This is a genomic window from Streptomyces bambusae, assembly GCF_019400985.1.
Classification (GTDB): domain Bacteria; phylum Actinomycetota; class Actinomycetes; order Streptomycetales; family Streptomycetaceae; genus Streptomyces; species Streptomyces bambusae_A.
Genome location: NZ_WTFF01000327.1, coordinates 1 through 8,023 on the forward strand (window position 1 = coordinate 1; position 8,023 = coordinate 8,023).

Genomic DNA, 8,023 nt, shown 5'->3' on the forward strand with positions numbered 1-8,023 from the left:
ACCGGGATGGCCGCGGCGGTTGGGACAGTCGCGGCGACCGGGGCGACCGGGGTGGCTGGGAGGAGCGGGGGGACCGGGGTGGCCGCGGCGACCGGGGCAACCGGGATGGCTGGGGCGACCGGGATGGCCGCGGCGGTTGGGACAGTCGCGGTGACCGGGGCGATCTGGGCAGCCGGGGCGGCAGGGGCGACCGGGGCGACCGGGGTGGCTGGGAGGACCGGGGGGACCGGGATGGCTGGGGCAGGCGCGGCGACCGGCGCGGGCATCAGGGCCGGCTCCGGCCCGCCCGCGCCCCCGCCCGCGCCCCCGTCCATGCCCGCGATCCCGCCCGCGATCGCGCCCGTACTGCTGCGGTCCGTGCTCGTATCCATGGCTTGTTCCCCCCGATCGCGCCTTGGCGCGCACTGTAGTGGACAGGATCGTTCGAATCCGGAAGGTCCGCGTCGAGCGGCCCGTAACCGAGCGCAGAACGGCCGGAATCCCGACAGCCGCTGACCGGCTGGTGCGGTCACGGCTCTAGACCGCGTGCATGTCCCGCAGCAGCGCCGCCGTGCACTGTTCCGTCAGGTCCTCGGCGTACGGCGGCAGCGGGCGCCCGCCCCGTACGTGGCGGCGGACCAGGGACATCGGCAGGTCGACCAGGGCCAGGGTGAGGCGTTCGCGGGCGGGGTCGTCGGTGGCGCCGAGGGCCTCGGCGAGGGCGGCGACGGCGGCGAACAGGCGGGTGTTGCCGCTCTCGGCCCGGGCCGTGTGTTCCGCCGACCACTCCGCGCGCCCGAAGTCCCGCGCGCCGTAGAGCAGTACGGCGGCCTCCTCCGGGTGCGCGCGGCTCCACGCCACGACGTACCGGGCCGTCGCGCAGGCCGCCCGGACCGGGTCGGGGTCGCTGCCGAGGGCGGCGGTGCAGCCCTCCTGGAAGTGCTCCGTCGTGCGCAGCCACACCTCGGCGAGCAGTGCCGTACGGCCGGCGAAGCGGTGGTAGACGGAGCCGCTGGGCGCGCCGACGGCCTGGGCGACCGCCGCCATGGTCACGGCGGCCGGTCCGCCGTCGGCGGCGAGGCGGACGGCGGCGTCGAGGAGTTGGCCGGTGTCGAAACGGGGTGGTCGCGCCATGGATGAGAAGCTACCCTCCCTGTATTAGAGGCCTCTCTCTAAAACAGTCGAGCGAGGGGAGGACGCATGGGCGTCCACAACGTGCACGAGCGCCTGATCGCCGCCGACGAGGGCCGGGTGGGAGCCCTCGTCGACACCCTGGCCAGCGGGGACGGCGACCTGCTGTGGCCCGGCGAGGACTGGTCGCACATGGAGTTCGACCGTCCGCTCGGGCCCGGCGCGGTCGGCGGGCACGGGCCGGTGCGCTACACCGTGACCGGGTACGCGCCCGGGCAGTGGGTCCGCTTCGGGTTCACCAGGCCGCGCGGTTTCCACGGCTTCCACGAGGTCGCCGTCCTGCCCGTCGCCGCGGACCGCACCCTGCTGCAGCACACGCTCACGATGACGACGAGCGGACTGTCCCGGATCACCTGGCCGCTGGCCTGGCGGCCCCTGCACGACGCCTGCCTGGAGGACGCGCTGGACCGTGCCGAGCGCGCCTGCACAGGCACGGTGGCCCGCCCGGCCCGCTGGTCGCCGTACGTGCGCTTCCTCCATGGCCTGGCCGCCCGGGCCGGCGCGTGACGGGCGTCACGTCCGGGCGGTGTCACGGCCGCCCGGGCCGTCTCGTCCCGTGGGTGTAGCGAGATCGAACCGACGCGATCGAAGCGACGCGAGATCGAACCCACGCGAGATCGCCCCGACGGCAGAGGAGCCCACCATGGACGCCCGACTGAGCATGTCCGACTTCATGACCGCAGGCCCGCTCATGAAGCACGTCATCGCGGCCGGCAAGTCGCTCAAGGACTCGCCGCTCCCGGCCGCGACGCAGGAACTGGTGGCGATCCGCGCCAGCCAGATCAACGGGTGCAGCGGGTGCATCGACATGCACACCAAGGAGGCCGCCGCGGCCGGCGAGACCTCGGTGCGCCTGAACCTCGTCGCCGTCTGGCGGGACGCCACGGTCTTCACCGAGGCCGAGCGCGCCGCACTGGAGCTGACCGAACAGGGCACCCGCATCGCGGACGGGGCCGGCGGGGTCCCGGACGAGGTCTGGGAGAGGGCCGCGCAGCACTACGACCAGGAGCAGCTCGTCGCCCTGGTGTCCCTGATCGCCCTGATGAACGCCTTCAACCGGCTGAACGTCATTACCCGGCAGCCGGCCGGCGACTACCAGCCCGGCCAGTTCCACTGATCCACCCCCGCTGACCGGTTCCGCCGACCCAGGTCCACCGGCCCAGGTCCACCGGCCCAGGTCCACCGGCCCAGGTCCGCCGACCCGGACCTACCGACCAGGATCCACCAGCGGCAGCAGTTCCGGCAGGTGGCCGTCCGAGGCGCGGGCGGCCGCCTGGCGTTCCGCCGGGACCTCCCCGTACAGCGTCGTGCGCGGCCTCGCCGGCCGGCCTGCGGCCTCCGCGACGGCCACCAGGTCCTGGACCGACTTGTACGAGCCGTACGACGAGCCCGCCATCCGCGAGATCGTCTCCTCCATCAGCGTCCCGCCCAGGTCGTTCGCCCCGGACCGCAGCATCTCGGCCGCGCCCTGCGCACCCAGCTTGACCCAGCTGGTCTGGATGTTCGGGATGTGCGGGTGGAGCAGCAGCCGGGCCATCGCCGTGACCGCGCGGTTGTCGCGGACCGTGGGTCCCGGCCGGGCGATGCCCGCCAGGTAGACGGGGGCGTTGGTGTGGATGAAGGGCAGGGTCACGAACTCCGTGAACCCCGCCACGCCGTTGGACACCGCGGTCTGCTGGATCCGCGCCAGCGTCCGGAAGTGCCCCAGCCAGTGCCGCGGCTGGTCCACGTGCCCGTACATCATGGTCGAGGAGGACCGGATGCCCAGCTCGTGGGCGGTGGTGACGACCTCGATCCAGTCGGCGGCCGGCAGTTTGCCCTTGGTGAGCACCCAGCGCACCTCGTCGTCGAGGATCTCCGCGGCCGTGCCCGGGATGGAGTCCAGCCCGGCCTCCTTGGCCGCGGTCAGCCAGTCCCGTACGGACATCCCGGTCCGGGTCGCCCCGTTGACGACCTCCATCGGCGAGAAGGCGTGCACGTGCATGCCCGGCACCCGCTCCTTGACCGCCCGCGCGATGTCGAAGTACGCCGTGCCCGGCAGGTCGGGGTGGATGCCGCCCTGCATGCACACCTCGACCGCGCCCACGTCCCAGGCCTGGGCGGCCCGGTCGGCGACCTGCTCCAGGGAGAGGGTGTACGCGTCGGCGTCGGTGCGCCGCTGGGCGAAGGCGCAGAACCGGCAGCCGGTGTAACAGACGTTGGTGAAGTTGATGTTGCGGGTGACGATGTACGTGACCTCGTCCCCGACCACCGACCTGCGCACGTCGTCGGCGATCCGGCAGAGCGCGTCCAGCGCCGGCCCGTCGGCGTGCAGCAGCGCCAGCGCCTCGGCGTCGGTGAGCCTCGTCGGGTCGTCGGCGGCCACCGCCAGCGCGGCCCGTACGTCCGTGTCGATCCGCTCCGGCGCCATACCGGGGGCGGCGGCCTCGCGCAGGGCCTCCCAGTCGCCGTAGACGTGGTCGAAGTCCTCGCGGCGGTCCCCGGTACGGCCCTCGGTGTCGATGGTGCGGTGCAGGTCGGTGCGGCCGCTCTCGGCGAACGCCTCGTCGGGCTCCTGCCAGGGCAGCCCCTTCACCTCGGCGTCCGGGTTCGCCAGACCGGTCTCGGGGTCGGCGAGCGCCCGTACGTGCGGCAGCAGGCGCGGGTCCAGCCACGGCTCGCCCCGCTGTACGAACTCCGGGTACACGCACAGCCGTTCGCGCAAGCGGAACCCGGCGGCGGCGGACTGCTCGGCCAGCCGCTCGATCTGCGGCCACGGCCGCTCGGGGTTGACGTGGTCGATCGTGAGCGGGGAGACCCCGCCCCAGTCGTCGATGCCGGCGCCGATCAGCCGGACGTACTCCCCGTCCACCAGGTTCGGCGGCGCCTGGAGGCAGGCGGCCGGGCCCAGGATGTGCCGGGCCACGGCGACCGTCGCGACGAGCTCGTCCAGCTCGGCGTCGGGCATCCCGCGCATCGCCGTGTCCGGCTTGGCGCGGAAGTTCTGGATGATCAGCTCCTGGATGCCGTGGTACGCGCGGGAGACGCGGCGCAGCGCGAAGAGGGACTCGGCCCGCTCCTCGTAGGTCTCGCCGATGCCGATGAGCAGTCCGGAGGTGAAGGGGACGGAGGAGCGTCCGGCGTCCTCCAGGACGCGCAGCCGCACGGCCGGCTCCTTGTCCGGGGAGCCGTGGTGCGGCTGGCCCGGCTGCGACCACAGCCGCTCGGCCGTCGTCTCCAGCATCATCCCCATGGACGGTGCGACCGGCTTGAGCCGCTGGAAGTCCGCCCAGGACATGACGCCCGGGTTGAGGTGGGGGAGCAGCCCGGTCTCCTCCAGGATCCGGATCGACATGGCGCGCACGTAGGCCAGCGTGTCGTCGTAGCCGTGGGCGTCGAGCCACTCGCGGGCCTCGGGCCAGCGGTCCTCCGGCTTGTCGCCGAGGGTGATCAGGGCCTCCTTGCAGCCCGCCTCGGCGCCCCGGCGGGCGATGTCGAGCACCTCGTCCGGGGACAGGTACATCCCGTGGCCGGCGCGGCGCAGTTTGCCGGGGACGGTGGCGAAGGTGCAGTAGTGGCACTTGTCCCGGCACAGCCGGGTCAGCGGGATGAAGACGCTCTTCGAGTACGTGATCACCCCGGGCCGGCCGGCCGCCGCCAGGCCCGCGTCCCGTACCCGGGCGGCGGAGGCAGCCAGGTCCTCCAGGTCCGCGCCGCGCGCCCGGAGCAGCACGGCGGCCTCGGCAACGTCGAGGGCCACGCCGTCGCGGGCGCGCTTGAGCGCGCGGCGCATGGCGTTGGCGGTCGGTGCGGAGGCGGCGGCAGCGGCGTTGCCCGGAGAGGTCATGGGGCGAGCATACGATCCGTTGATCGGGGCGCGGCGCGATCCGCCACCCGGGGCGCGGGGCACGGTGCGGGGCACGGTGCGGGGCAGGGTGCGAGGCGCGGTGCAGGGCCGGTCATCGCATCAGCTCACCGGCGTTGACCAGCAAGGACTGGCCGGTTATCGCCCGTGCGCGGTCGGAGGCGAGGAAGGCGACGGCGTCGGCGACGTCCCCGTCGGTGGCGAGCTCCGGCAGCGCCATCCGCCCGGTGAGCCGGGCCGTGACCTCCTCCTCGGAGACGTTCTCGCTGTGCGCGGTGAAGGTGACGAAGGCCTGCACGGGCGGGCCCCACATCCAGCCGGGCAGCACGGTGTTGACCCGGATCCGGTGCGGGCCGAGCTCGCGGGCCATGGAGTACATGGCGGAGGTCAGTGCCCCCTTGGAGGCGGCGTAGGCGGCCTGCTGCACCTCGTTCGGCGCGGCGACGGAGGACTGGGTGCCGATGATGACCACGGAGCCGCCGCGCTCCTTCAGCGCCGGAACGCAGGCCCGGGTCATGCGCAGCGTGCCCAGGAGGTTCACGTCGAGGATCTGCTGCCAGGTCCCGAAGTCGGCGTCCTGGAGCCCGCCGAAGTACGAGTCCCAGGCGGCGACGTGCACGACGGCGTCGATCCGCCCGAACCGCTCGACGGCGAGGGCCGCGAGGGCCTGGCACTGGGTCTCGTCGCGGATGTCAGCGGGCCGGTGGGCGGTGTGGCTGCCGTCGGGGTCGATCTCGGCGGCGGTCTTGGCCAGATTCGCCTCGGTGCGGGCCCCGAGGACGGCGTTCCCGCCGTCGCGGACGACGGCGGCGGCGACCTGGTGGCCGAGGCCGGCGCCGACCCCGGAGACGATGACGGTCTTCCCTTGCAGCAGCATGCGCGTTCGCCTCCCGGGCGGCGGGACTGTTGCCTGACTGTCCGATTGCTGTCCGACTGCTCGTCCGACTGCTGTTGCCGATTGCCTGACGAGGCGTCAGATTAGGTCCGGTGCGGCGCGGAGGGAAGGGGGGCGGCGGCGTCTTCGCGATGCGCCCCCCGCGGACACGGTGCGCCCCGCGCGGCCCTGTCGCGCCCTCGCGACCGCAGCCCGCAGCGCCGTGTTCAGGCCGCCCGGCGGCCGAATCGCCGCCGGTCCGTAAACGTCGGACCGAGCAAGATCACCGCATCGGGGGACTCCGGTGGCGTCGGAGGGTGTAACGGGCGTGGCAGGCCGTTACTGTTCCCGGGGATTCGGTCGGATTCCCGGATATACGCCCCCATTTCTTCCTCTTTCACCGGTGACGTGCGCAGCTACGCCGGTCACCACCCCCTGCCGAAGGAGAGCCCGTCGATGACCGTTGACAGCAGCCCCGAGACGCAACTGGATCCCCCGCCGCTGACCAGCCTGGGCACGGCCGCTGCCCGCAACCTCGCCACCACCACCAAGTCCGCCCCGCAGATGCAGGAGATCACCTCCCGCTGGCTGCTCAAGACCCTCCCCTGGGTCGAGACCAAGGGCGGCGCCTACCGGGTGAACCGCCGCCTGACCTACACGGTCGGAGACGGCCGGATCGAGTTCATCCAGGACGGGGCCACGGTCCGGGTCATCCCCCGCGAGCTCAACGAACTCGCCCTGCTGCGCGGCTTCGACGACATGGAGGTCCTGAACGCCATCGCCGGCCGGTGCGTCCAGCGCGACTTCCGCGCCGGCGAGGTCCTGGTGGAGCGCGGCACCCCCGCCGTCGGCATCCACCTGATCGCCCACGGCCGCGTCAGCCAGACCGGCGAGGGCAAGTACGGCGACGAGGTCGCCGTCTCCGTCCTCGCCGACGGCGACCGGTTCGGCGAGCAGGCCCTGCTCGACGGTCAGGGCACCTGGGACTACACCGCCACCGCCGAGACCGCCGGCACCCTGCTCACCCTCTCCCGCTCCGACTTCGACGCCGTCCTGGCCTCGGCGCCGAGCCTGCGCACCCACATCGACCGGTTCACCGCGCTGCCGCAGCAGCGGCAGAACCGCCACGGCGAGGCCGAGATCGCGATGTCGGCCGGCCACACCGGCGAGCCGGACCTGCCCGGCACCTTCGTGGACTACGAGCTCAACCCGCGCGAGTACGAGCTCTCCCTCGCGCAGACGGTGCTGCGCGTCCACACGAGGGTCGCCGACCTCTACAACGGGCCGATGAACCAGACGGAGGAGCAGCTCAGGCTCACCATCGAGGCGCTGCGCGAGCGCCAGGAGCACGAGCTGATCAACAACCGCGAGTTCGGCCTCCTCCACAACGCCGACTTCAAGCAGCGGATCCAGACCCACTCCGGCCCGCCCACCCCCGACGACCTGGACGAGCTGCTCTGCCGCCGCCGCGGCACCAAGCTCATCCTCGCCCACCCGAAGACGATCGCGGCGATCGGCCGCGAGTTCAACGCCCGCGGGCTCTACCCGGACCACGTCGACCTGGGCGGCCAGTCCGTACCGGCCTGGCGCGGCGTCCCGATCCTCCCGTGCAACAAGATCCCCATCAGCAAGGAGAACACCAGCTCCATCATCGCCATGCGCACCGGCGAGGAGAACCAGGGCGTCATCGGCCTGCACCAGACCGGTCTGCCGGAGGAGTACCAGCCGGGCCTGTCGGTGCGGTTCATGGGCATCGACGAGAAGTCGATCATCTCCTACCTGGTCACGACCTACTACTCCGCCGCCGTCCTGGTGCCCGACGCGCTCGGCGTGCTGGAGAACGTACAGATCGCCCGCCGGCGCGACTGAGGCGTCGCTCAAGGGCCCACGGCCAGGGCCGCCCGCGCCCGGCGGTTCCGGCCGGCCCGGACCCTTCCGGGCCGGCCGGGAACGCCCGGGACCCGGGACGGTCCCACCACCTCACCAAGGAGACACGGATGTCCGACCCCGGGCCCTCCCCCCTGCACCCGAGCCTGCCCGCCGCCGCGGCCCCCGCCCTCGCGCCCCCCGCCCTCGCGCCCCCCGCCCTCGCGCCCCCCGCCATCGCGCCCCACGGAACCGGCACCGCCGACGCC

At 73.3% G+C, this 8,023-nt stretch carries 6 protein-coding genes and 1 pseudogene; 3 read left to right on the plus strand and 4 right to left on the minus strand.

Annotated features, from left to right (window positions below; translation table 11 throughout):
* Positions 1-371: pseudogene (locus GPJ59_RS30200) on the minus strand (hypothetical protein); the annotation flags it as partial.
* A gap of 145 nt (positions 372-516) precedes the next feature.
* Complete coding sequence (locus GPJ59_RS30205; RefSeq protein WP_219671095.1) at positions 517-1,113, minus strand: TetR/AcrR family transcriptional regulator; 597 nt, start codon at positions 1,111-1,113, stop codon at positions 517-519.
* Positions 1,114-1,179: 66 nt separating this feature from the next.
* Between GPJ59_RS30205 and GPJ59_RS30210 the strand changes: the two genes are divergently transcribed.
* Together GPJ59_RS30210 and GPJ59_RS30215 are read left to right on the plus strand one after the other, a co-directional pair.
* The gene (locus GPJ59_RS30210) at positions 1,180-1,677 is read left to right on the plus strand and encodes an SRPBCC family protein (RefSeq protein ID WP_219671096.1); all 498 of its coding nucleotides are present in this window, start codon (positions 1,180-1,182) and stop codon (positions 1,675-1,677) included.
* Positions 1,678-1,813: 136 nt separating this feature from the next.
* Complete coding sequence (locus GPJ59_RS30215) at positions 1,814-2,287, plus strand: carboxymuconolactone decarboxylase family protein (RefSeq protein WP_219671097.1); 474 nt, start codon at positions 1,814-1,816, stop codon at positions 2,285-2,287.
* Between the two features lie 90 nt (positions 2,288-2,377).
* On the opposite strand, the gene GPJ59_RS30220 is transcribed toward GPJ59_RS30215, so the two are convergent.
* Together GPJ59_RS30220 and GPJ59_RS30225 are read right to left on the minus strand one after the other, a co-directional pair.
* Positions 2,378-4,996 carry a bifunctional FO biosynthesis protein CofGH gene (locus tag GPJ59_RS30220; RefSeq protein ID WP_219671098.1) on the minus strand — a complete coding sequence of 873 codons (2,619 nt, stop codon included), beginning with the start codon at positions 4,994-4,996 and terminating at the stop codon, positions 2,378-2,380.
* Between the two features lie 112 nt (positions 4,997-5,108).
* The gene (locus tag GPJ59_RS30225; RefSeq protein WP_219671099.1) at positions 5,109-5,891 is read right to left on the minus strand and encodes an SDR family oxidoreductase; all 783 of its coding nucleotides are present in this window, start codon (positions 5,889-5,891) and stop codon (positions 5,109-5,111) included.
* A gap of 453 nt (positions 5,892-6,344) precedes the next feature.
* On the opposite strand from GPJ59_RS30225, the gene GPJ59_RS30230 reads away from it, so the two are divergent.
* Entirely contained in the window at positions 6,345-7,757 is a 1,413-nt protein-coding gene (locus GPJ59_RS30230; protein ID WP_219671100.1) for a family 2B encapsulin nanocompartment shell protein, read from the plus strand.
* Positions 7,758-8,023 lie beyond the last annotated feature (266 nt).

Bases quoted from the DNA above. Each gene is read 5' to 3' on its own strand.
- GPJ59_RS30205 (WP_219671095.1), bottom strand. From the start codon at position 1,113: ATGGCGCGACCACCCCGTTTCGACACCGGCCAACTCCTCGACGCCGCC.
- GPJ59_RS30210 (WP_219671096.1), top strand. From the start codon at position 1,180: ATGGGCGTCCACAACGTGCACGAGCGCCTGATCGCCGCCGACGAGGGC.
- GPJ59_RS30215 (WP_219671097.1), top strand. From the start codon at position 1,814: ATGGACGCCCGACTGAGCATGTCCGACTTCATGACCGCAGGCCCGCTC.
- GPJ59_RS30220 (WP_219671098.1), bottom strand. From the start codon at position 4,996: ATGACCTCTCCGGGCAACGCCGCTGCCGCCGCCTCCGCACCGACCGCC.
- GPJ59_RS30225 (WP_219671099.1), bottom strand. From the start codon at position 5,891: ATGCTGCTGCAAGGGAAGACCGTCATCGTCTCCGGGGTCGGCGCCGGC.
- GPJ59_RS30230 (WP_219671100.1), top strand. From the start codon at position 6,345: ATGACCGTTGACAGCAGCCCCGAGACGCAACTGGATCCCCCGCCGCTG.